Raw genomic sequence first — 22,411 nt, 5'->3', positions numbered from 1 at the left:
ACTACTTTTGTGCTTTTTCATTTAATAAAACTATCCCTTTTACTCTTTTTAAAATAGTGCTATTTTTAGCACTTTCAAGCTCTATTCCAGGTTCTAGTGTTGTAATAACTGTTTTCCCAACTACTTTTCTTCCTTGACTAAAAAGTGATCTCCAAGTTCTAACTCCCCACATATTATGCATTACTAAAGGTTCGTTATTAAAAGTTCCAATATAGAGCATAATATGACCACTTAGATAAACCAATGTTAAAAAAGGGGTTCCATTTTTAACTATAAACTCTTTTTTCTCTTTGTCATTTAATTTTGAGACATCAAGATATTTATGTCCAAAAGTTTGTGCTTTTGAGTTTCTATTTAAGTAGAGTCCAAAGGGAGTAAAAAAGTCTTGGGTAAAACTTGAACAATCCCTATGATTGTTTAATCCTCCCCACCCATAAGGCTCTCCTATAAACTCATTTAGAAGTTCAACAATATTTGAAGAGTTGAATTTTAAAGGGAAAGGTGTAATAGTCTCCTCTTTTAAAGAAACTTTTTTAAAACCATTATTTGTAGCAACTAGAAATTTATCTTCAACTTTTGGGAAAAAGGTTCCAACTTTAAGCTCTTCAACTAAATTTATATCAAAACTTTGATAACCCTCTTTTTTTATAACATATAACTCTTGATTTTTAAACTCTTCAATCTCTTTTTCATTTACAAAATATAGATTATCAACCCTAACCCATCCTAAAACATAATTAGCTTGTACAAAAGCCCAAGCTTTATCCTTTGAAAAATGAGAAACCATAACGGGAGTATTGATTTTTACCCTTGAGTTTTGGTTATAATCAAAGGGATAACCTTCTCCTGCAACACTTGGATTATAAAAGAAATTACTATTTGTTGGCATTACCCTAAAGTCACAATTTTTTGTAGTAATAGCTTTTTTTAAAACACTATTGTATTGATTAAAATTTGAATTATCAGTTAGTTTTTTGAACCACTCTTTTTGTGCAACTCTATGATTTTCTAAAAAAATCTCTCTTTTTGCATAGGTTTCCCCCCACATTGCTTCATCTTTTGGATATTTTAGCGAGCTTAAATCCCAAGGAGAGTAGAACTTTTTAATAAACTCTTTTGAAAGGGTATTTTGGTCAAGTGTGATTTCTTGCAAATTATTTATATATGTTTTAGGGCTTTGCGAATAATTTAATTCATCTTCAATTTGTACCTCTTTATATGAACAAGCAGAAAAGAGTAAAATAACTGCAATTAGTAGTAGTGTTGACTTCAAAATATACCTTTAAAATTTATTGGTAATTATATATCACTTAACTGAGATTTTGCTTTTCTCTCTTGTAGTTCATTGCTTTTAATACGTATTAAAGCATTTTCTATAAGTTCCAAATCATCAGACTCTTTACATATCTTCTGAGCCTTTAATAAGTAAGTTCTAGCCATAAAATTATTATGTTGAGCTTCATAAGTAAGAGCTAAATTATAAAGAGTTTCATAACTTTTAGAATCCAATTTTTTATTTAACTCCTGTAGCTTATCTTGTGCTAAAGATATTTGTTGTTTATTCAGTAGTTCAACTATCTGTTCAAACTCTTTTTGATTTTTTTCTCCAAAACTCTCAGCTAACTCCTCTATCAAGGTTGCTTTTTGATATATATAGTGAGGAGAGAGGTCTTCAATCATCTCTTTTGCAATTATATTTGCAAGTTGGGTATTTACTCTTTTTTTCTCTTTCTCATAGTTTAAATTATTATAAAGCATAAAACCAAAATATGGTTCATTATATCTGTAACACTCGTTTTTATAATCACTTTTTGAGTAGATTTTAGAGAATATAACTTCATGTTTCATATTTAAAACTTTTACTTGGGTTTTAACTCTATAATCTCTTCTTTCACAAGGTATCAATAATCGTCTATATTCAATACAGTTACCTGTTCTTGCACCATTTACATACTCATATCTTACACATCTTGAACTAAGGCTTTCATCATAATAGATTCTAAAATCAAAAGATGACTCTAATACTTCCCCTGAAATTATTGCATCAACACCTTCATGGGTAGGTTTTATTGTAAATATTTTTTTATTGTCAACTTTTGCATTTACAAGTTGGGTTTCCAAATAGTTTGTTTGGTTTATATCATCATTTGTAAATTGTTCTAAGAAAACATTGCTTATATTTGTTCCACTTATCTCTGAAGGTTGCAAAGATTTTATAGAGACATATTTATTTGAGCAGCCAATAAATAAAAAAGGGAGTATTAAAAGTAAGTATTGTTTCATTATGTAATCCTTTATTGAATATATTTTACAGTTAATTTCTATAAAAAAAGTATTAATAAGTAAAAATTAAAGCTATTTTGAGATAATTATTCTTTAAGAATAAAAAGGATGGATAAAATGGATTTTTTTACTGCAGATTTATGTGATGAATATCCTGATAGAGTATATGTACTTGATGGTGCTTTTAAAAATTATGGTGCAAAAGAGAAAATATGTGGAACAGTTGTAACTGTTAAGTTAGATAAAAACAACTCAGAGTTAATTAAAATATTAAGAGATGAAGAGGGTAAAGGAAAAATTGTAGTTGTTGATGTGGAAGATGAATATTTTGCCGTTGTAGGTGAAAATTTAATGAAATTTGCCCATAAAAATGGCTATGAGGGAATAATCGTAAATGGTTATATAAGAGATACCTTTCAAATAAAAGATATTCCTGTGGCACTATTTGCTAGGGGAACTTGCCCTAGAAAATATATTCCTGTAACAAAAGCTGAAAGAGGAATTGAACTATCTTTTGGTGGAGTAAAATTTTGCCAAGGGGATTATATTTATGCAGATAGTGATGGAGTAATATTAACAAAAGAGAAAATTGTATAAATGTATATATTTGGATATGGCTCTTTAGTTAATATTAATAGTGCTCAAAAATCTTTTAAAAGAGTATTAAAACAAGAGGATTTTATTCCAGTGGTTTTAAAAGGCTTCAAAAAGGTTTGGAACTCAATAGAGTATATTCTTTTTGAAGATGAAAAGCAGATTTCAAATGGTATATTTTTGAATCTGCAAAAGGATGAAAAAAGCTCTACAAATGGAGTTTTACTACATATTAGTCAAGAAGAGTTTGAGCTTTTAAAATTAAGAGAAAAAAACTATTCATGTATAAAGCTAAATAGTGAAGATTTTATAGGTTTAAAAACAAAAGAGAAGATTTATACTTTTAGTACTACAAACAAAGAGAAAATTGCAACTTTGGGTGATGAAAATTGTTTTATTCCTAAAAACTACATATTTTTATTGGAAGAGGGCTTAAAAAATTACTCAAAAGAGTTTCAAGAAGAGTTTGTAAAGTCTTATTCAAATTATCCTTTTAAAATAAAAGAGGGTACTTATAAATTTTCAGACCCAATACAAAATAGATTTGCAAAAGATGGATTTAAAGATGAAAGCTAGTTGTTTAGTAATAAGTAAAGAGTTACAAACAAATAGTAGAGAAGAGGAGAAAAACAGTTTAGTACAAAAAACTTCAAACTCTTTGGAGATAGTTTATAACTATAATGATACTTTAGAAGAGTTTGAATATTCACTAAATGAGTTGTGTGGAAATTCCTCTTTTTTCTATAAGATGAAAAAAAGAGGTTCAGCTTATTTTTTGAGTTTTATCTCTGTTGTTGTAATTCTTTTTGCATTGATTTCCTCTTCTTTATATGAAGATATTGTTAAAAAGGTAATCTTTGAGTCACCTTTTCCTTGGAGTTCAAATGATACAATCTCTATTTTATTTGTTTTGCTTTTCTTTTTTGGACTTATTTTAATGCCTTCCATTTTAGATGGAGAAGGTTCAGAGTTTAAAGAGAGTCTAAAGGCGTGGATAAATAAAGATATAAGAGTATTAAAACGTTTGAAAGTGGCTTTAAACTCTTTGGATAAGAAATATAAAATAAAAATCTATAACATTGACTTATTGGAAGAGAATCATTGGATGTGGCGTTTAGTTATGCCAATAGTGATTAATCACTTTTCTTATATTGAAATCTATGTAAGAAATGATTTAAAAAAGAGAACCCAAAAGAGAGTTAAAGCTTTAGGTTGTTTAAGTTCAGATATAAAAACAACAAATGGTGTAGATAAACCCTTTTTAAACTATGAGCTTTTTTTCTCACAAAAAGAGGAGACTCTATACTCTTTAATGCAATTAAGTTCTACTAAGATAATAGGTAAAGATGAACAAGATATCTATATCTCTTTAGAACTTTTTGAGTATTGTGGACGAAATTTTTATGATCAAAAGAGTGAAAAAAATCAATTAATTTCAGGGTTCCAAAATTTTGTAAATAGATGTTTTGATGATTTTAAGCTTTTAAATCAGCATAAATCAAATCAGATATTTTTCCAAAAATGGGTCAAAATAGAGGAGCTGGAAGATGAAAGAAGAAGGCTTTCTTACTATCTAAGAAATCATATTGAAGAGTGTTTAGAGTATTTTGACAATCCAATTTCATTACTGATTTTATATTATTATGTAAAAGATATAGTTCTTGATGAAAAGAGAACAATAGCTATATTAGAAAAATTAATTGATTCAATAAAAAGAAAACAACAGTATGATTTAATAAATAACTATTGGTTTAAAATTGCAGGAGAGATGTTTGATTCAAATGATTTAGACAGTTTTATTTTGACAAATAACTCTATATATAGAAAACTTTCAATTGAGACACTAAATAGTTTGATATTTTTGTTTGAGAGAAATGGTAAGTTTGAACAAGCTTTACTTATTGCAAAATATCTTTACGAAATAAATCCAAATAAATACTCAATAGATATTTCATCTTTATATGAGAGACTAGGGGAGTTTGATAAGGCATATAACTCTTTAGTCTATAATGCAAAAGATAATACTAAACCAAATGATGTGGAAGTTAGATATTATCAAAGAAAATCATGGATAGTTGTAAGTCAGAGAAAAGAAGAGAAGAGAGAGGAGGGGAAAGAGGCATTAGGAAAACTATATGAATTACTCTTCTCTCATAAAGAGTTCAATGAACCACTCTGGCTTTGGCATTATTATAATATTAAAGCAAATTATGAAGAGTGGGATGAAAACTTTGATTTAACAATTGATAACTATTTAAAATGTTTAAGTATTCCTGCTTTAGGAGCTTTTGAATATGGTGCAACTTTTGTAAACACATCTATTGCTTATAGATTAAACTATATAAAAAGTAAAGACAAAAATATAGAGCTTATATCTAAATCTATTGAGTTGGGCTTTATAGGTATAAAACTAAAAGAGTCAGTTGGAGACAGAGATGAAATGCCTGTTGTTTTACATAATCAATGTTTAAATATTTTGTATAAACTGGTATATTTTGAGGACAAAAAACTATTAGATAGTGCTATGCTTTTAGTTTTAAAGGCATATGCGATATTAAGTGAAACAAAATCTAAAAAACGTTTAGGTATGATACTTACTGAGTTGATTCTTCTAAAAGCAATTAAAAATGAACCATATTCAAAAGAGCTGGAAGAATTAGAAAAACATTGGATAAATATGAATAACTATGAAAAAACTCAAGCATATAGTATATATTCACTTTATGAAGGAAAAAATATAGTAAAAAGAGTAGAGTGGTTAACCATTTAAGAGGGGATATAATGAATTATAGAAAAAATACGATAAATTTGACTGAAGGCAGTGTTGAGGAAAAAAGAGCAGAGATTAGGGAATATTTCCTCCAAACCTATGAATTAGATGAAAAAATTTTTGATTTATTAAAAGACAAAGAGTACTTATATAAACAACCAAATAGATTAAGACACCCTTTGATTTTCTATTATGGACATACTGCTACATTTTTTATGAACAAACTAAATATTGCTAATATTATAAAAAAGAGAGTAGATAAGAATCTTGAAGCAATATTTGCAATTGGTGTAGATGAAATGAGTTGGGATGATTTAAATAGTGAAAACTACTCTTGGCCAACCTATGAACAAACAAAGGCTTATAGAGATGAAGTAAAAGAGATTATACTTGATTTAATAGATAATATGCAATTTAGTATGCCTATTAATTGGGAAAGTCCTATGTGGATTATTCTAATGGGAATAGAGCATGAAAATATACATATAGAGACCTCTTCTGTTCTACTTAGAGAATTAAATATAAAATATTTAATAGAAGATGAACTTTTATTGTACTGTAATGAGTTTAGTAATAAATATCCTAAAAATGAGTTAGTTGAAGTACAAGAAGGGGAAGTTATTCTTGAAAAGAATCATGAAAATCCTGTATATTATGGTTGGGATAATGAATTTTCTTTTCATAAATCATACATTAAAGCATTTAAAGCAAGTAAATATTTAGTATCAAATGGCGAGTTTATGGAGTTTGTAAAAGAGGGTGGATATACAAAACTTCATTACTTTAGTAAAGATGGTCTTAAATGGCTTGATTTTAGTAAAGCAAAACATCCAACTTTTTGGATAAAAAAAGATGGCAGATTCTATTTAAGAGAGATTAATAGGGTTGTACCTCTACCTTTAAACTATCCAGTTGATATAAATGTATATGAAGCAGAAGCTTTTTGTAAATATAAAAGTGAAAAATTGGGCTTTGAGGTTAGACTTCCAAGTGAAGATGAATTTTATAGATTAAATGATTATGTTAAAGCTCAAGAGAGTGAGGCAAATATTGGTCTTAAGTTCTTTAATCAAACCCCTGTTGATAAGTATAAAATGGGAGAGTTTTATGATGTTATTGGAAATGTTTGGCAGTGGAGTATAACTCCAATTTATCCATTTGATGGTTTTAAAACCCATCCAGCTTATGATGATTTTACAACTCCAACCTTTGATGATAGACACGCTTTAATAAAAGGTGGTTCTTTTATTAGTTTAGGAAATGAGATTTTAAGAAGTGCAAGATATGCTTTTAGAAAACACTTTTTTCAACATGCAGGTTTTAGATATGTTCAATCAAACAATGATTATAGAACTAAACTAAATGATAATGTATATGAAACAGATGAACAAATTTCACAATATTGTGAGTTTCATTATGGAGCAGAGTATTATGGGGTTAAAAACTTCCCTAAAAACTCTGTTGAACTTCTAAAACCATATATAAAAGATTTGAAAAAACAAAAAGCACTTGATTTAGGATGTTCTGTTGGAAGAAGTTCTTTTGAGTTGGCTAAACATTATGATGAGGTTTTAGGTATTGACTTTAGTGCAAATTTTATAAATGTGGGAGTTAAACTTAAAAAATATGATTCTCTAACTTATAAGGTTACAACAGAAGGTAGTCTATTTGATGAAAAGACTATTTCTCTAAAAGATTTTGACTTAGAAGAGACAAAAGATAGGGTAACTTTTATGCAAGGGGATGCTTGTAATTTAAAAGATTTATATAGTGGATATGATTTAATTTTTTGCTCAAATCTTATTGATAGATTATATTATCCTCAAAAGTTTTTAGATGATATTCCAAAAAGAGTTAATAAAGATGGGCTTTTAGTGCTTCTTAGTCCTTATACTTGGCTTGAGGATTATACACCAAAAGCAAATTGGCTTGGAGGATATCTAAAAGATAATAAAGAGGTTAAAACTCTTGATACATTAAAAACAAATCTAGAAAAAGAGTTTGAGCTTCTTGATATTCTTGATGTACCTTTTGTAATTAAAGAGACAAATAGAAAGTTTCAACATACAATATCTCAAATGAGTATTTGGAAAAGAAAATAGCTATATAATAATCTATTTAATTATTTTACTGTAAACTATTTGAATGAATAGTTTACAGCTTTTTAACAATAAAAAAGAGACTTCTTTACTAATTATTCTTCTTACATTTTTGGCTTTTTTTAACTATTTTCATGAATATTTTAAATATAAAGAGTTTAAATCCGAAGAGATATATTCAGGGACTTTTCAGATTGTTAATATTTATAAAAAAGATGATTTTTTTGTTGTAAAACTTCAAAACTCCAATTTCTCTTTTTTTACTTCACTTGAACTTTTAGAAAATTTACACAAACTTGATTATATTGATATAACTTTTGTAACTTTGAATATAGAGTTTATAGATTACCTAAAAGGATTTTACAGTAAAAGTATATATCATGAAGAGCCTTTTTCAAAGCCTAGCATTAAAACAATTCTATATGACAAAATAAATCAAATTCATAAAAACAGTAAATTATCAGAGCTTTTTGCTGCACTTTTTTTAGCAATTCCGGCATCTAAGCAGAGTAGGGAATTTTATACAAATTGGGGAATTAGCCATCTAATTGCAATTTCAGGGTTTCATTTAGCTATCCTTCTTTTTATCTCCTATTGGTTTATATATCTAATCTATTTTCAAATACATAAAAAGTATTTTATATATAGAAATATTAAATTTGATGTACTGCTTATTTCAACTTTTTTTGCTCTTTTTTATCTTTATTTGACAGATTTAGTACCCTCTTTATTAAGAAGTTTTGTAATGTTTTTATTGGGAATTTTATTCCTTCGAGCAAATATAAAACTTTTATCTTTTAAGACTCTTTTTTTAACGCTTTTATTAATTTTGGCAATTTTTCCTAAATTTTTATTCTCAATCTCTTTATGGTTTTCAATTGCTGGAGTATTTTATATCTTTTTATACATAAAATATTTTAATAATTTTCCAAAAATTTTGTCAATAATCTTTTTTAATTTCTGGATTTTTTTTGTTTTTAATCCAGTTGTTCATTTTTTCTTTTATAATACAACCTATGAACAGTTACTTTCTCCCCTTATTACTATACTTTTTACTATTTTTTATCCCCTTGAATTATTTTTACATTTGCTTGGTTTTGGTGATATTCTTAATGATTATATTGTTATATTATTTGATTACAAATTTATAATTTTTGAGAAAGAGAGTAAACTATTTTTTTTCATTTTTTATATTTTATGTTCCATTTTAAGTATTTTCAGTAAAAAATTCTTTATAATACTAAACTTGCTTTTATTGATATTCAATATTAATATTTATATTTAGAGGTTTTGGTTATTTTTTTAAATCTGTATAAAAAATAATATTTATTTTTGAAAAATAATAAAAGTTTATGCTACAATAAAAATTATTTCTTTGTATAGGAAATTTTTTCCTTTTTTTGAAGTAAGGAGGGGATTATGTCTCAGTTACATGAGTGTACATTTAACAAAGATTATTTATCTGCTGCAACAATTCTATTTATTGAAAATAATGAGAAAATAAGGTCAGAAGCCACAGAGATTTTTACTGCTTTTTTCAGAAAAGTTTTAGTAGCAACTGATATTAATGATGCTATAAATATTTTTAAAGCAAATAGAATGGATATTGATATTATTTTAACTGATATTGATATGCCAGATTTTGGTGGAATTGTCCTGCTAGCTGAATTAAGGAAGATTGATTGGGATATACCAGTTCTAATATCTTCAAACTTTTCTGATCCTAATATCTTGTTAAAAGCTATTAAATTTAATCTTACTAACTATATTGTTAAACCAATACAATTAAATACAACTTTGAAAATCATGTCAGATATTATGCTAAAGAAGCAACAACAAAAAGAGTTAGCAATAAAAAATAATGAGTTAAGACAGTTTATGTCTATTTTAGACTCTTATAATATTATATGTGAGTTGGATCTGAATTTTAAAATCACTTTAGCAAACGACTCTTTTCTTATGAATTCAGGTTTTGAACTTGATGAGTTGATTGGATTGCATTTTAATAATAAAAATATCTTTAGACATTCAGATGTTCCAGATATTAAAATAAAAGAGATTTTGGTAAATGGTAAAACATGGGTAGGTTTTAGTAAAAAAATGACAAAAGCTGGTGAGTTTTACTATACTCATTCAACAATACTTCCAATTTTCTTTAATGATGGAAGAATTAAAAAATTTGTTGAGTTCTCAACTCTTATCTCAAAATATGAAAATGAGATACAGTCTTTACGGAAGCATATCTTTTTACTAAAAAGTGAAAATTTGAAGAATAATTCTGAGTTAAGAAAAGAGAGAGAACACTACTATAATATTGCACATAATTTACAAAGTCAAATGGATGAAAATGTAAATAATGCACAAAAAAATCTTTTTGAAGTATATGAATTAAAAAAACAAAATGCTATTTTAAGAGATAAACTCAAAATTCAAGAAAAAAGATTTGAAGAATTTCAAGCAACTATTATGAGTGGGAGATAGCACTTTAAATATTAGTAAACTCTTTTTTAGAGTCTATTACTTTTTTTAAGTATCTTCTTGTCTCCTCATAAGGTAAATCACTCTTTAATGTATTATAAACCTCAAGGGCAGATTTACTATTTATTATATTTACTGCTTTTGTTCTATTTTCTGAAAATGTTCTAAGTACGTTACCACTTCCTGTATTATATGCACTTATTACACAATACTCTTTTGATACTTCATTTTGTATATTTCCAAGATATTGATTATTTAACATTTTTAAATAAGCAGTGCCCAATTCAATATTATTTTGTGCATTAAAAAGATATGAAGTAGATGGTTCTGAATTTTTCCCTTTTACATATTCATAGGCGTCTTTTCCTGCACTACTTGGAACTATTTGCATAAGTCCATAAGCTCCTGCATTACTTACTGCAAATTGATTAAAATTACTCTCTGTTTTTATTATTGCATAAATTAAGTTTCTACTTACACCATATTTTTGTGAATATTTTTCAACGATTGGTTTTACTTTTGCAACTCTAATTGAAGTATGGTCTTTAACCATAGGGATAGTTACATAAGAGACATTTACCTCTTTTGATTCTACTTTTACCTTTTTTTGTTTGAAACTATTTTTTATTAGTACCTCTGCAAATCTATTTGCTCTCCACTCATATCGAATATCTTTGTTTTGATCATCTTTTATCTCTCCTAGTAAATAAGGAGTAGAACCAAGTTTTATCTCACTTGCCCCAAACAAATCAGCAGCTCTTGGATCATCAGGAAGTAAAAGTGTAGTTACAATTGCATTTTGCAGACTATCTTTTGGATTTTTTTCATCTATTGTCTCTACTGTTACAATTCCATTATCAAAATCAATCAATGCTCTACTTTTGTAGTTTTGCATATACTTTACATACTCTTTTTGTTTTGGAATTTTAACATTATCATTTCCCCAATTATTGCTTATTTTTTCAATAAATGAAGATAATGCTTTAATATCTTTTGATAATTTTGTTGGGTTTGAAGCATAATTTATTGCTTTTGAAGTAGCAAGAGATTGTAGTGCAGCAGAGGGATCTTTACTAATTGCAGCCCTTGTGATGTTATAAACATCATTGACTCCACATCCTGTAAATAAAAAAATAGAGAAAAATATTAATACTTTTAATCTTGTCAAAATATTTTAGAACTTCATTTAATTTATTTTGATATTTTGGTATTTTTGTAATTCCATACCTATAGAATTTTTTCCATAATCCAATAAACTTTTTGATTCTTCAACTAATTCTTGACTTAGTTTAAAAATATCTTTCAGTTTATCTTCAATCTTTGCTTTATCAAAAATAGTTCCACTCATATTATTTGTTATATCTTTTATTAAATTTTGCAACTCTTTGAAAAGTTCTTGCATTTTATCTGCTGAGAAGTTTCTTTTACTAGCTTTTTCAAGATTCTTTTTTATTTGATCTATAATTTCATTCAGCTTCTCTTCTGTAATTTCATTTATACCTGAATTTATAATTTTTTTTATTTCTTTAAGCATTTGTTCAACAGGACTTTCTTCTTTTTTAGTGTTTACATTATTTGAACTATTCTTTTGACTTTCCTTTAGTGCTTCTGCAAAAGAAGCGTCTTTTTGTTCTGATTCACTTTTATTATTATTTATCATCTCGTAATTTTGATTTATCATTTTATTGTTAGATATTTCCATAAACTCCCCTTTATGTAGAATATCTTAATATTAACACAAATAACTTTTAAAAAGTTTAAAGATGTGCCATTTTATAAACCCTTTTAAGCTTTAATGAAAATCTTGTTATTATTTTTAACTTCATCAAAATAATCTATCATAAAAGATTATTGAACACTTTAAAACCCTAATACTTTCCTAGTTGGGCTTCAAAAAAAGCTCTGTTATAACTACTGTAGCTATTTAGACTACTTTTATTTTTGCTATTTCTATTTAAATTATATAACAAGTCCATACTATCATTTAAAATAGAGTAGAGTTCATCTTGCAGTTGTAAATAGTTTGATGGTTCAATATTTGATATTTTTTCATTAAATTCTTCAACTCTTTTTTGAATATCTTGAGCAGTGCTACTACTGTTTGTGAAGCTTGAGAACTCATTTCTTATACTGTTTTGAATACTACTTTTAATTTTTTGTAAAATTTGGTCAATTTTTTCTTGAGGTACTTTATAGGCTCTATCTTTTGATAACTCTTCAATCTCATTTTTCATAATGTTAATTAGTTCATTATTGCCATTTATCTGCTCTTGTACACCATTTTCATCTTTTATTTTATCTCTTAATGTATTTTCTAAATCATTTAAAAAAGAGCTATTGTTTTTTGTTGTCTCATTTTGTGTAGAGCTAGAAAGATTCTTATTTTGGTTTGAAGTTTCATCAATAGTCATTGCCATGGAGACTCCTTTAGTAGATAAAAAGATACTAGCACTACAAAGCTTTTATAAATATAAATGATAAGTATTAAATATAGACTTCATTTGATTTAATGAAAATCTTGTTATTATTGCATTGATATAATAAATCAAGGTGCTTTTTAATGGAAATGATTTTAAATGATAGTGATATGGTTGTTGGTGCTATTTTTGAAAATGGTACAATTCAAGACTATGTCAATAAAGAGAATACTTATGGTCTAATAAGATATGAAAATACAACTGCAAATTGGTTTTTGTACAATGATTTAGACTCTCCAACAGATATTAGAAGATTATATGAAAAGGTTATTGAAAAAGAGCACTTCATAAAAAATGATTTTGGTGAAGAGATAGTTCTATTTAACAAAGATGGTAAAATCTCTTATGAAGATTTAGTAAAAAAAATTGATGAATACTTAGATGACGAGATTATGTCTAGCTCATTTTAAAAGGATAAAAGATAAATAAATTTAGTGAATTTAACCTAAACGAATTAATACTAAAAGCTATTGAAAAGCAAGGGTATGATTCTCCTACAAAAGTTCAAAAAAAAGTTATACCAATTATTGACAAAGGTATAGATGTAGTAGCAGCCTCAAAATCTGGTACAGGGAAAACAGCAGCTTATATTCTGCCAATGATAAAAAAGATAAATTCAAATCTAAATTATAAAAATAGAGTTTTAAGAGGGCTTATTTTAGTTCCAACTAGAGAGTTGGCTGAACAAGTATCTAAAACACTTGCAGATTTAGGAGAATTTTTAAAACTAAAACATACAAAAGTAATTGGTGGAACAAGTAGAACTAAACAGATTCAAGTTTTATCTTCTGGAGTTGATATTGTTGTAGCAACAACAGGGAGATTATTGGATTTAGTAGGTGAAGGGTTTATAAACTTAGAATCAGTAAATTTTATAGTTTTAGATGAAGCTGATACTATGCTTGAGATGGGTTTTATTGAAGAGATAGAAAAGGTATTATCTTTATGCTCTCCTTATAGACAAATGGTTATGTGTTCGGCAACAATTTCTCAAAATATAAACAAACTTGCAAAAGAGTTTTTAAAAGATCCTGTTACTGTACAAGTTCATGATAGAAGAGACACTGTTCATCTAATAGAGCATTTTGCATATAAAATTGATAAAACGAAGAAAAAAGAGCTAGTTGCAAAACTTATCCTTGAATCTGGATATGAACAAATACTTCTTTTTGTAAACAAAAAAGATAGTGTTGATTCTGCAATTGAGTATTTTGGACAGTTTAAAATAAAAGCTGCTGCTATTCATGGTGGAATTGAATATAAACAAAGAGTTCAATCAATTAAAGATTTTAAGAATAAAAAAGTTCAAGTCTTAATTGCTACAGATATTGCTGGAAGAGGGCTTGACATAGAAAAACTCCCTTTGGTTATAAACTACTCTTTACCTGAAACAACAGACGATTTTACGCACAGAACTGGGAGAACAGGAAGAGCAGGGAACAGAGGTGAGGTTATTACTATTTTAACTACTGAGGATTATAATAGGTTTACAAAAATTGAGAGAGATTTAAGACTAAATGTAAAAAGATTGGTTCATGATGAATTCCCATTAAAAGATAGACAACCAAGACAAAAAGCTCAAGCTAAAAAGAAACTTAGTGAAATAAAGGGTAAAAAAACTCCTGTAAAAAAAGAGCCTCCAAAATCAAAGAAAACTACAAAAAGAGATGCAAATAGAAACTTTAGAAAGAAGTAGGTTAAACCTACTTTTTCTATTTTATAATTCCTAATTTATTTAAAAATAGTATTATAATTGCAATTGGAACAATATATCTAATTAGAGCAAGCCAAATTTTAAATACAATTTTGTTTATATGGATTGTAAACTTCTTTTCTAACTCTTGTTGATCAACAAAATATCCTAAAAAGATACAAGTAATAAAACCTGAAATCGGCATTGCAATTGATGAAGTTAAATAATCTAACCAATCAAATAGATTTTTTTCAAAGAAAGTTAAAAATTTTCCAAAATCTTCACTCATTGATAATAGAGCAAAAATCCCTAAAATGTAGAAAAATAGGCTACAAAGAATAGTTCCTTTTACTCTACTTACTTTATATCTCTCCATTAAATACATCAAAGGTGGCTCTAGCAAAGATACAGCAGAAGTAATACCAGCAAAAAGAAGAGCTACAAAGAAGGCACATCCAACTATTTGTCCAAAAATACCCCATGTAGAGAAGATTAAAGGAAGAGAGATAAATACAAGTCCAGGACCAGCTGTACTTTTAGCTCCAGCTGAAAATAAAAATGCAAAAATTATAATACCAGCAACAAGTGCTACAGCTGTATCAACAACAGCAACCATAATAGAAGATTTTACGAAATTTGTTTTTTTATCCATTGATGCTGAATATGTTATTACAATAGCCATCCCTAAAGATAGTGTAAAAAATGCTTGTCCAACTGCTGCAAGGATAGAGTTTTCATTAACTTTATCCCAGTTAGGCATAAACATAAACTCAAGAGCTTTTGAAAATGAATCAAGAGTAAATGAGTATATTAAAAGTCCAAATAAAATAAGTCCAAGTAGTGGCATTAAAATAAGATTGAGTTTCTCAATTCCCTCTTTAACACCTTTTACAATAATATATGCAACAGTTAAAGTAACTATTGTATGAAATAAAATTTGCTTGCCAATTTCCTTTGTAACTAAGTTATTAAATAGATTTTCTGCTTTTTGTATATCATTAGGGAAACCAGTAAAAGAGATTAGAATATAGTTTAAAATCCAACCTATGATAAATGCATAGAAAGAGAGAATTACAATACCTGTAACAATTTGAAACCCAGCAAACTTCCATGAGCTATTTTTACTTTTTGATACTATTTGATAGGCATCTGCAGCATTAACTCTTGCTTCTTTCCCTATATATGATTCAGCAATAAAAATTGTAAGACCAATTAGACTAACTGCAATTAAATAGATAAGAACAAAAGCTCCACCGCCATACTCACCAGTAATATATGGAAACTTCCAAATATTACCTAATCCAACAGCTGAACCAGCAGCTGCAAGTATAAAACCAATTCTTGAAAAATTATTCATTATTTAATCACTCCTATTTTATTAAGAAGGAGTATAGCAATTGCAAAAGGTACTAGGTATTTAACTAGAAAATACCAAATATCAAATACAATCTTAGGTGCATGTTGAGTAAATTTATCCCTCATTTTATTTTTATCTACAAAGTATCCTAAAAAGATACAAGTCATAATTGCCGCAATTGGCATTGAAATTGATGATGTTAAAAAGTCCATCCAATCAAAGGCATTTTTTCCAAAAAATGTAAGTGAATCTTTAAATGAGTTTGACATTGATAAAAGTGCAATAATACCAAGTGAGTAGAAAATTGAACCACAAATTACTACAGCTTTTTTTCTTGTCATATTAAATCTTTCTATAAAGAGCATTAAAGGTGGCTCTATCATAGATACAGCAGAAGTTATTCCTGCAAAAAGAAGAGCAGTAAAAAATGCAATAGCAATAATATTTCCTAAAACGCCCCATTGTTGAAAAATAACAGGTAGTGAGATAAAAACAAGTCCTGGTCCAGCACTACTTTCTGCTCCCGCTTCAAAAAGGAAAGCAAAAATTATAAGACCAGCAATAATAGCTATAATCGTATCAACAATTGCAACATAAAGAGATGACTTTATAAAGTTTTCATTTTTTGGTAATGAAGCGGCATATGTTATGATTGTACCTATTCCAAGAGAAAGTGTAAAAAATGCTTGTCCAAGAGCTGCAAGAAGAGCATTCTCATCTATTTTATTCCAATTTGCACTAAACATAAACTCCACTGACTTTGAGAAACTATCTAAATTTACTGCATATATTAAAAGTCCAAAAAGGATTATACCAAGAAGAGGCATTAAAATTAGATTTATCTTTTCAATTCCCTCTTTAACTCCTCTTAAAACTATAAAAATAGTAATAAGTGCAATAATAGTATGGAAAAAGATTTGTAATTCAATTTTTTCAGAAACAAGGCTATTAAAGTAGCTCCCTGCTAATTCACTACTCTCTGGCAATGAAGCAAAAGAGATAAAAATATAGTTTAAAATCCAACCTAATACAACAGAGTAAAAAGAGAGTATAATTAAACCTCCAAATACCATAAAACCACTATATTTCCAATTTGAATTTTTACTTTTTGAGAGCTTTACAAAAGTTGAAGACACATTTGCTTCTGAAGTTTGTCCTAAATATGATTCAGCAATAAAAACTACAAGTCCAATAAATACAATACAAAGCAGATACACAATAACAAATGCTCCACCACCATACTCACCAGTAATATATGGAAACTTCCAAATATTACCTAATCCAACAGCAGATCCCGCTGCTGCGAAGATAAATCCTAAACGTGAAAATTTATTCACAACAATTCCTTAATACTTTTTTGTAATTATAGTATAATATTTATGAAAGTTTTATGTAACTTATTTTAACCTAAAACTTTATCTAAACTATATTTCATATCTTCATCAAGCTCTAAATTTGTTCTCATCCAATTTAGATAACCTGGATCCTCATTTGCAACCTCTGCAATATCTCTATTTTTATATTTACCAAATTTGAATGTTTTAATAAAAACAGGAGTTTTGGTTAAAGTTACAAGTTTTTCCATTGGATTATAATCTGGATAGATCTCTCTACATTTACTAACAAGTTTTGATAAAAAGAGTTTCATAACAAGTACATCACCAATTGCATCATGGGCTTTAATAGTTATATTATGTTTTGCCGCCTCTTTCTCTTCAGTTTTATAAAGCTCTAAAGCATATCTTAAATATTGAAGTCTATGGTATGGCATTTGGGGAAAAAGATGTTTTGCACATCTTAAAGTATCAATAACTTGGTAAGCATTTACAAATCCCTCTTTTTCTATCATTGCCATATCAAAACTTATATTATGTGCAATTAGATAGTTTTCTGGTGAGTTAAGCTCTTCTAATTTTTTAAAAAAAGAGGTTTCATTAGCTTTTGATTTTCCTTCAAGCAAATTTGGAGTGATATTATGAACTTCCATTGCCTCAATCTTAATTTCAACATCTGTAGAACAAAATTCATCAAAAGCTTCTACATTTCCTTTTTGGTCAACTACCATAGCTCCAAACTGGATTACTCTGTCTTCCTCTTGATTTCCTGTAGTTTCTGTATCAAATAGTACGTAATATGGCATAATATCTCCTTTTTATATAATTAACATTCCATCACCATAAGAGTAGAATCTATATCTCTCTTTAATGGCTTCATTATAGATTTCTAAAGTCTTTTCTAATCCTACAAATGAGGCAATAAGCATTATTAGTGTTGATTTTGGCAAGTGAAAATTAGTAAGCAAATAATCAACTTTTATTGGCTTGTTTAGTGGATTTAAAAATAGATCACACTCACCTTGAATTTTATTTGTTCTTGCATAATATTCAATTGTTCTTGTAACTGTTGTTCCAACTGCCAAAACTTTTTTTGCTTTATCTAAAGCTTTTTTTGCTTCAATTCCTATCTCAAAATATTCACTATGCATTGGATGTGAAAGTATTTCATCCACATCTACAGGTTTAAAAGTACCAGCTCCCACATGTAAAGTTAGATAATTTATAGGAAAATTTTGATTAATTTTCTCTAATAACTCTTCAGTAAAATGTAAAGATGCAGTTGGTGCGGCAACTGCTCCATAATTTTTTGCAAAAAGAGTTTGATAGTCTTGATTATCTTTATCTTCATCTTCTCTATTCATATATGGAGGAAGAGGAAGATGTCCAATTTTATTTAAAATCTCCACAAGTGATAGAAAATCAAGCTTTTTATCTTTTTGAAAAAAGTGTACAACTCTACTTCCATCTTCGTTTACTTCAAGAACTTCTACACTTAAATCATACTCAAAAAATAGTTTTGTACCGACTTTTACTTTTCCTCTTATCATTACAAGATATCTATCCATAAAAAGAGGTTTATTAAACAATAGTTCAACTCTTCCCCCTGACTCTTTTGTTCCAAATATTCTTGCTTTTATAACTTTTGTGTCATTTAAAAAAATAGAACTATCTTTTGGTATAAAATCAAGAAGATTTTTAAATGTAGTATGAGTGATTTTATTTTCTACTCTATTATAGACTAAAAGTTTTGCACTATCAGCTGGATATACAGGATGGGTTGCTATGAGCTCTTTTGGTAAAGAGTAATCATAGCTTGAAGTCTTTAGAGGGTTTAGTTCCTTATTCTTCATCATCAACAGGTGCTGCTGGATTGAATATTTTTGCAATATAGATTGATACTATATATAGTAAGATTAGTGGACCAGCCATTAAAAATTGTGTTAATACATCAGGTGGAGTTAAAAGTGCAGCTAATATAAAGATAAGAACAACTGCATATTTAAAGAAATCTTTTAACATCTTATCATCAACAAGTCCAATTTTTGCCAAGAAAAATGTAATAACTGGTAACTCAAAAGCTACTCCAAAACCAAATAGAAGTTTTGTAAAAAAGCCCACATATTTTCCAATACTAGGAAGAACTGTTACAACAGCTGAACCAAAGTTGATAAGAAAATCAAATCCAAAAGGAACAACAACCCAATATGCAAATGAAGCACCTATTAAAAACATAAGTGTTGCAAAGAATACAAATGGAATTACAAGTTTTTTCTCATGGTCATAAAGCCCTGGAGCCAAAAATAGCCATAATTGCCAAAAAATCACAGGTAATGAAACAATAAAACCTGAGAAAAATGCAACTTTTAGTGCTGTAAAGAAAGTCTCTTGAATCTCAACTGCAACCATATGAGAGTTTGGAGGAAGAACAGCTTCAACAGGAACCATCATCCACTTTAAGATTGGTTCATAAAAGTTAAAGCATACAAAAAATGCAATAATCAGACAAATAGCTGAGTTAATAAGTCTCTTTCTAAGATCTGCAATATGCGGTTTTAAATCTTCAAACATTATTTAGTTTCCTCTGTATTATCAAAATCTTCAAGTTTTATTTTAAACTTATCTTCCGCTTGCGTTGTCTCTGGAGTCTCTTCTTTACTCTCTTTTTTTTCTTTTTTCTTTTTAGGTTCTTTTAAAGAGACAGTTCCTTCATTTTTCTCTTCTGTATCACTCTTTTTTGTTTTATCTTCATTTATAATATCATTTAAGCCTAAATCAACATTCTCTTTTAGGTTTAAAGTTGCTTTCGCACTCTCTATTTGAGCTTTATATTTTGCTGCTTCCTCTTTCATTTCTGAAATATTTAGTTCATTATCAAGTGTAGATTTTGCATCTTCAATACCAGATTTAAACTTTTTTAAAAACTTTGCAATCTCTACCATAGCTGTAGGTAGCTTTTCCGGTCCCAATGCAATAATTGCGATTACAGCAATTAATAGGATTTCCATAAAACCCATTCCAAACATATCATTCTCCGATTCTTTTTTAAAGGTAAAGATTTTACCTAATTTTTGTTAAAATTTGCCATTATTTTAAAAAGGATTAGAATGAAATTATTAGTTTTACTTGTAATAGGAGTTATTCTATATTTTATTGCAAGAAATTATAAAACAGAGAAATTTGAAAATATTAAATTAGATATAAAAGAGAGATTTAACGGTGATTTAATGAATCACGAAGCAGGGCTTTTAATTGCTTTAATGGCAAAAGTAGCAAAAGCTGATGGTCAAGTAAGTGAGTTGGAAGCTGAAATGTTAAAACACACTTTTACAGATATCTCAAGCCATTTTGAAAACTCTTCTGAGATAAGAGAAAAACTAAAAGAGATATATGAAAAAGAGAAAAATAGTTTTGATAACACAATCTCTATTTGTGAAAAACTATATAAAATTACAAAACATGATTATGTAAAAAGAGTAAAAATCTTAGAGTATCTTTTAAATTTGGCATTTATTGATAAAGAGTTTTCAAAAACTGAGTTTATGATAACTGAAGATATATCAAATGCGTTACAGATTAAAAAAGCAGATTTTGAAACTCTTGTTAATAGATTTGAAAACTTTTATAGAGACCAAAAAAACAGTGAGGCACTATCTCTTGATAAGGCTTATGAAGTGCTTCAATCAAGTGCTAATGATGATGATAGCACTTTAAAGAAAAATTATAGAAATCTTGTAAAAAAACATCATCCAGATATTATCTCAGGGCAGGGGGCTTCTCAAGATATTATTGATCAAGCAACCAAAAAACTTCAGGAGATAAATCAAGCTTATGAACTTGTAAAAAAACATAGAGGTATTTAGTTTGTTAAAAGATTTTGAAGATAGTTATGAAGTGTGTACTTGCAAAAAAATCAAACTAAAAGAGTTGCTAAAAGTAATAGAAGAAAAGAATTTGAAAACTTTAGGAGCCATTCAAGAGTTTACTTTGGCTGGAACGCAGTGTAGAAATTGTATTATGGCTGAAGCAGATTTTGGAAAAATTAAAAAAAGAGTTTATTTAAAAGATATATTAAAAGAGGTATTAAATGGCTAAAAATTTTCCACACTCTTTTGAAGTATGTAGATGCAGAGCTGTAACTCTAGGAGAGATTATTCATGCAATTAAAGAGCGAGGTGCCAACTCAATTGAGAGCATTGGTGAGCTTACTGATGCAGGAACTAGCTGTAAATGTTGTCAAAGTGAAGAGAAAGATATTGGTGAAGAGAAGATGGAATTATATATAAAACAGATAGTGGATAAATTTGTAAAATGAGTGAAAAAGAAGAGTTAATTAAAGATATAAAAGAGTTGATTTCAGTTGATGGTAAAGAGACAATTGATATTAATCCAAATTATTTAGAGTATTTTCAAGTTGAGGAGCTTATTTCAATAAAAGAGAAACTTTTGTCACGAAAAAGCAAAATAAAAGAAACTACTTTGTTATTTTTAGATGAAATTTATGAAAAAACAAAGGAAGAATAAAATATAATTAAATGGTTAGCCCAAAACAAAGGATATGAATGATTAATTGGGAAAAAATAAAAATACAATTAATAGATTTTTTAAAAACAGAACTTAACAAAACTGGACTTGAAAGAGTTACCGTTGGTGTTTCAGGTGGACTTGATTCTGCCGTTGTTTCTGCTTTATGCAAAGAGGCTTTTGGTGACAATATGAGCGCTGTTCTTATGCCTTCACAATTCTCTTCAAAAAGTAGTGCTGAAGATGCAATAGAACATTGTGAAAAGTTTAATATAAAATATGAAATAAAATCAATTGCTCCTATGGTAGAAGCCTATATTGAAAATATGGATGAAGATAGACTTAGAATTGGTAACTTTAGTGCAAGAATGAGAATGTCTGTATTATATGATACATCTTCAAGAGATAAATCAATTGTTGTTGGTACTTCAAATAAGAGTGAAATTCTTTTGGGGTATGGAACAATTTTTGGAGATATAGCTTGTGCAATCAATCCTATTGGAGAGATTTATAAAAGTGATGAATTCGACTTCGCTAGATATTTAGGTGTTCCTGAAACAATTTTAAATAAAAAGCCAAGTGCCGATTTATGGGAAGGTCAAAGTGATGAAGAGGAATTAGGTCACTCATATAAAGAGATGGACGAGGTTCTAAAACTTTTAGTTGACCAAGGTAAATCAAAAGAGGACGTTATGGCTTTGGGACATGATGAAGCTTTAATAGATAGATTAGTTTACAGAATGAAAGCAAATGCGTTTAAGGGTAAATTACCTGTAATAGCAAATATCAAGTGGAGTTAAAC

At 28.0% G+C, this 22,411-nt stretch carries 24 protein-coding genes; 13 read left to right on the top strand and 11 right to left on the bottom strand.

The annotated features are described in order from the left end of the window. Position 1: 1 nt before the first annotated feature. Positions 2 to 1,273 carry a C40 family peptidase gene (locus AEBR_RS08685; protein WP_172658880.1) on the bottom strand — a complete coding sequence of 424 codons (1,272 nt, stop codon included), beginning with the start codon at positions 1,271 to 1,273 and terminating at the stop codon, positions 2 to 4. A gap of 26 nt (positions 1,274 to 1,299) precedes the next feature. Next, positions 1,300 to 2,283, bottom strand: a complete 984-nt coding sequence (locus tag AEBR_RS08680) for a hypothetical protein (RefSeq protein WP_129087904.1) — start codon at positions 2,281 to 2,283, stop codon at positions 1,300 to 1,302. Positions 2,284 to 2,400: 117 nt separating this feature from the next. Between AEBR_RS08680 and rraA the strand changes: the two genes are divergently transcribed. From rraA to AEBR_RS08650, 6 genes are all read left to right on the top strand, one after another. After that, complete coding sequence (rraA, locus tag AEBR_RS08675) at positions 2,401 to 2,880, top strand: ribonuclease E activity regulator RraA (RefSeq protein ID WP_128977957.1); 480 nt, start codon at positions 2,401 to 2,403, stop codon at positions 2,878 to 2,880. Next, positions 2,881 to 3,453 (top strand): gamma-glutamylcyclotransferase family protein, encoded by a 573-nt coding sequence (locus AEBR_RS08670; RefSeq protein ID WP_129087905.1) that lies wholly within the window; start codon positions 2,881 to 2,883, stop codon positions 3,451 to 3,453. Continuing rightward, positions 3,443 to 5,647 (top strand): tetratricopeptide repeat protein, encoded by a 2,205-nt coding sequence (locus tag AEBR_RS08665; RefSeq protein ID WP_129087906.1) that lies wholly within the window; start codon positions 3,443 to 3,445, stop codon positions 5,645 to 5,647. Before AEBR_RS08670 ends, AEBR_RS08665 begins: the two co-directional genes overlap by 11 nt. Positions 5,648 to 5,658: 11 nt before the next feature. Further along, entirely contained in the window at positions 5,659 to 7,749 is a 2,091-nt protein-coding gene (gene ovoA / locus AEBR_RS08660) for a 5-histidylcysteine sulfoxide synthase (protein WP_129087907.1), read from the top strand. Positions 7,750 to 7,792: 43 nt separating this feature from the next. Further along, on the top strand, positions 7,793 to 9,031 hold the full coding sequence (locus AEBR_RS08655) for a ComEC/Rec2 family competence protein (protein WP_129087908.1): 1,239 nt from the start codon (positions 7,793 to 7,795) through the stop codon (positions 9,029 to 9,031). 134 nt (positions 9,032 to 9,165) lie between these two features. Continuing rightward, positions 9,166 to 10,227, top strand: coding sequence for a response regulator (locus AEBR_RS08650; RefSeq protein WP_129087909.1), 1,062 nt, complete (start codon positions 9,166 to 9,168; stop codon positions 10,225 to 10,227). A gap of 4 nt (positions 10,228 to 10,231) precedes the next feature. On the opposite strand, the gene AEBR_RS08645 is transcribed toward AEBR_RS08650, so the two are convergent. The 3 genes from AEBR_RS08645 to AEBR_RS08635 all read right to left on the bottom strand — a co-directional run bounded on the left by AEBR_RS08645 (position 10,232) and on the right by AEBR_RS08635 (position 12,641). Then, positions 10,232 to 11,392 carry a murein transglycosylase domain-containing protein gene (locus AEBR_RS08645; protein ID WP_129087910.1) on the bottom strand — a complete coding sequence of 387 codons (1,161 nt, stop codon included), beginning with the start codon at positions 11,390 to 11,392 and terminating at the stop codon, positions 10,232 to 10,234. A gap of 18 nt (positions 11,393 to 11,410) precedes the next feature. Continuing rightward, positions 11,411 to 11,926 carry a hypothetical protein gene (locus tag AEBR_RS08640; protein ID WP_129087911.1) on the bottom strand — a complete coding sequence of 172 codons (516 nt, stop codon included), beginning with the start codon at positions 11,924 to 11,926 and terminating at the stop codon, positions 11,411 to 11,413. A gap of 166 nt (positions 11,927 to 12,092) precedes the next feature. Then, a complete protein-coding gene (locus AEBR_RS08635) occupies positions 12,093 to 12,641 on the bottom strand; it encodes a hypothetical protein (RefSeq protein WP_129087912.1) in 549 nt (182 codons plus the stop codon). Positions 12,642 to 12,784: 143 nt separating this feature from the next. Between AEBR_RS08635 and AEBR_RS08630 the strand changes: the two genes are divergently transcribed. Together AEBR_RS08630 and AEBR_RS08625 are read left to right on the top strand one after the other, a co-directional pair. Next, positions 12,785 to 13,111, top strand: coding sequence for a hypothetical protein (locus tag AEBR_RS08630; protein ID WP_129087913.1), 327 nt, complete (start codon positions 12,785 to 12,787; stop codon positions 13,109 to 13,111). A gap of 11 nt (positions 13,112 to 13,122) precedes the next feature. Beyond that, entirely contained in the window at positions 13,123 to 14,397 is a 1,275-nt protein-coding gene (locus tag AEBR_RS08625; RefSeq protein WP_337787742.1) for a DEAD/DEAH box helicase, read from the top strand. Positions 14,398 to 14,413: 16 nt separating this feature from the next. Here the strand turns inward: AEBR_RS08625 and AEBR_RS08620 are convergent, their stop codons facing one another. The 6 genes from AEBR_RS08620 to tatB all read right to left on the bottom strand — a co-directional run bounded on the left by AEBR_RS08620 (position 14,414) and on the right by tatB (position 20,093). After that, positions 14,414 to 15,751, bottom strand: a complete 1,338-nt coding sequence (locus tag AEBR_RS08620; protein ID WP_129087915.1) for a sodium-dependent transporter — start codon at positions 15,749 to 15,751, stop codon at positions 14,414 to 14,416. Next, the gene (locus AEBR_RS08615; protein WP_129087916.1) at positions 15,751 to 17,088 is read right to left on the bottom strand and encodes a sodium-dependent transporter; all 1,338 of its coding nucleotides are present in this window, start codon (positions 17,086 to 17,088) and stop codon (positions 15,751 to 15,753) included. The genes AEBR_RS08620 and AEBR_RS08615 overlap by 1 nt, the downstream gene beginning before the upstream one ends. Positions 17,089 to 17,153: 65 nt before the next feature. Beyond that, positions 17,154 to 17,891: a 3'-5' exonuclease gene (locus AEBR_RS08610; RefSeq protein ID WP_129087917.1), complete on the bottom strand. Its 738-nt coding sequence runs from the start codon at positions 17,889 to 17,891 to the stop codon at positions 17,154 to 17,156. Between the two features lie 12 nt (positions 17,892 to 17,903). Then, complete coding sequence (gene queA / locus AEBR_RS08605) at positions 17,904 to 18,941, bottom strand: tRNA preQ1(34) S-adenosylmethionine ribosyltransferase-isomerase QueA (protein ID WP_420370926.1); 1,038 nt, start codon at positions 18,939 to 18,941, stop codon at positions 17,904 to 17,906. Further along, positions 18,928 to 19,656: a twin-arginine translocase subunit TatC gene (gene tatC, locus AEBR_RS08600; RefSeq protein WP_129087918.1), complete on the bottom strand. Its 729-nt coding sequence runs from the start codon at positions 19,654 to 19,656 to the stop codon at positions 18,928 to 18,930. Before tatC ends, queA begins: the two co-directional genes overlap by 14 nt. Continuing rightward, entirely contained in the window at positions 19,656 to 20,093 is a 438-nt protein-coding gene (gene tatB, locus AEBR_RS08595; protein WP_228720436.1) for a Sec-independent protein translocase protein TatB, read from the bottom strand. The genes tatC and tatB overlap by 1 nt, the downstream gene beginning before the upstream one ends. A 99-nt stretch (positions 20,094 to 20,192) precedes the next feature. Between tatB and AEBR_RS08590 the strand changes: the two genes are divergently transcribed. From AEBR_RS08590 to AEBR_RS08570, 5 genes are read left to right on the top strand one after another with little or no spacing between them, the layout of a single operon-like run. Further along, entirely contained in the window at positions 20,193 to 20,948 is a 756-nt protein-coding gene (locus AEBR_RS08590) for a TerB family tellurite resistance protein (protein ID WP_129087920.1), read from the top strand. A 1-nt stretch (position 20,949) separates the two neighbouring features. Next, positions 20,950 to 21,180, top strand: coding sequence for a (2Fe-2S)-binding protein (locus AEBR_RS08585; RefSeq protein WP_129087921.1), 231 nt, complete (start codon positions 20,950 to 20,952; stop codon positions 21,178 to 21,180). Then, positions 21,173 to 21,400: a (2Fe-2S)-binding protein gene (locus AEBR_RS08580; protein WP_129087922.1), complete on the top strand. Its 228-nt coding sequence runs from the start codon at positions 21,173 to 21,175 to the stop codon at positions 21,398 to 21,400. The genes AEBR_RS08585 and AEBR_RS08580 overlap by 8 nt, the downstream gene beginning before the upstream one ends. Beyond that, positions 21,397 to 21,609, top strand: a complete 213-nt coding sequence (locus AEBR_RS08575; RefSeq protein WP_129087923.1) for a hypothetical protein — start codon at positions 21,397 to 21,399, stop codon at positions 21,607 to 21,609. The genes AEBR_RS08580 and AEBR_RS08575 overlap by 4 nt, the downstream gene beginning before the upstream one ends. Before the next feature lie 38 nt (positions 21,610 to 21,647). After that, positions 21,648 to 22,409 (top strand): NAD+ synthase, encoded by a 762-nt coding sequence (locus AEBR_RS08570; RefSeq protein WP_129087924.1) that lies wholly within the window; start codon positions 21,648 to 21,650, stop codon positions 22,407 to 22,409. Positions 22,410 to 22,411: the final 2 nt, after the last annotated feature.

Source organism: Halarcobacter ebronensis (genome assembly GCF_013201825.1).
Lineage (GTDB): Bacteria > Campylobacterota > Campylobacteria > Campylobacterales > Arcobacteraceae > Halarcobacter > Halarcobacter ebronensis.
Note: the sequence above shows the minus strand (reverse complement) of the source record. Positions and strands in the feature narration are given on the sequence as shown.